We start from the raw sequence: 1,428 nt of genomic DNA on the forward strand, positions 1-1,428 counted from the left end.
GTGCCCCGTCCCAGCGGTGGACCCCCATCCCCAGCGGCGGTCTGCGGCGTGACGCCTGGCGCCGCTCCGTCGCTTGTCCTCCAACCAGGTGTTCGATGACCCGGTGCGTCGCTGTGTGCAATCGCCATCTTCGCGAGGGGGACTCAGGCCATGCGCTGGGGCTCGGCCCGGCAAGGAGAACGCGGACATGAAGCGAGCCTGGAAGAACCAAGTCGTCGTCGTCACTGGCGCGTCCAGTGGCATCGGTCGCGCCACCGCCCTGGCCCTGGCGAAGAAGGGGGCCCACGTCGTCCTGGCCGCCCGGCGCGAGGAGCCGCTGGAGGACCTGGCTCGCGAGTGCCAGGCGCTCGGCGTCCGGGCCCACGTCGTGCCCACGGATGTGTCGGACGTGGCCGCCGTGCAGCACCTGGCGGACGAGGCGCGCAAGGCCTTCGGCCACTTCGATGCGTGGATCAACAACGCGGGCGTCTACCTCATGGGCCGCCTCGAGGAGACGCCGGATGACGCCTTCCGACAGGTGATGGAGACGAACTTCTTCGGCACCGTCAGCGGCGCCCGCGCCGCCGTGGCCCAGTTCCGTCAGCAGGGCTATGGCACACTGGTCAACGTCTCCTCCACCTTCGGCACCGTCGCCGCGCCGTATGTCAGCGCCTACGTCGCCTCGAAGCACGCCGTGCGCGGCTTCTCCGCGTCCATCCGCCAGGAGCTGCTCGGCACCGGCATCGACGTGTGCACCGTGCTCCCCGCGGCCATCGACACGCCGCTGTGGCAACACACCGCCAACTACACCGGCTGGCGCATCCGCCCCGTGGAGCCCGTCTACACGCCGGAGCGCGTCGCGCGGGTCATCCTCGGGGTCCTCCGCGGCCCCAAGCACGAGGTCTTCGTCGGCCCCGCGGCGCGGAGCTTCGCCGCCATGCACGGCCTGCTGCCCCGCACCTTCGAGCGCACCATGAACGGCGTCACGGAGGCCCAGCACTTCGAGAAGGAGCGCCAGGGCCACACCTCCGGAACCCTCTTCCGTCCGATGGCGGAGGGGACGGGGACCTCGGGGGGCTACCACGCGGCGGGCAAGCAATGGCTGCGCCGGCTGCTGGTCGCCGGGGGCGTGGCCGCGGCGGCGTTCTCTCTTGGAAAGAAGCGGGAGGCACGGGGGCTGAAGGCCCGTTTCGCCCATGCACTGGGAGTATGAGGGTCCTTTTTGCGTCACGACGCGTCACCGGTTGCCGCGCCGTGACCGGGCCATGACAAAGCGTGGAGAAAGTCCCGCTCGCCATGAACAACATCGCCGTCCTCGTCAACCTGCGTGCACGCCGGGGCTCCGAAGGCATGGGGGGGCTGGTCCAGCGCTTCCTGCCCCGGGCTCGCGTGGCCCTCACCCGTTCGCTCGACGAGGCCCGTGCCTGGATTTCGGACACCCTCCGGCCC

1 protein-coding gene and 1 pseudogene are annotated in these 1,428 nt (G+C 70.7%); both read left to right on the forward strand.

What is annotated here, in order from left to right; genetic code table 11:
• Positions 1–187: 187 nt before the first annotated feature.
• Positions 188–1,192, forward strand: coding sequence for an SDR family NAD(P)-dependent oxidoreductase (locus G4D87_RS37755; RefSeq protein WP_163787592.1), 1,005 nt, complete (start codon positions 188–190; stop codon positions 1,190–1,192).
• 83 nt (positions 1,193–1,275) lie between these two features.
• Positions 1,276–1,428: pseudogene (locus G4D87_RS39835) on the forward strand (diacylglycerol/lipid kinase family protein); the annotation flags it as partial.

Origin of the sequence: Myxococcus vastator (assembly GCF_010894475.1) — a bacterium.
In the GTDB taxonomy this organism is placed as follows: Bacteria; Myxococcota; Myxococcia; order Myxococcales; family Myxococcaceae; genus Myxococcus; species Myxococcus vastator.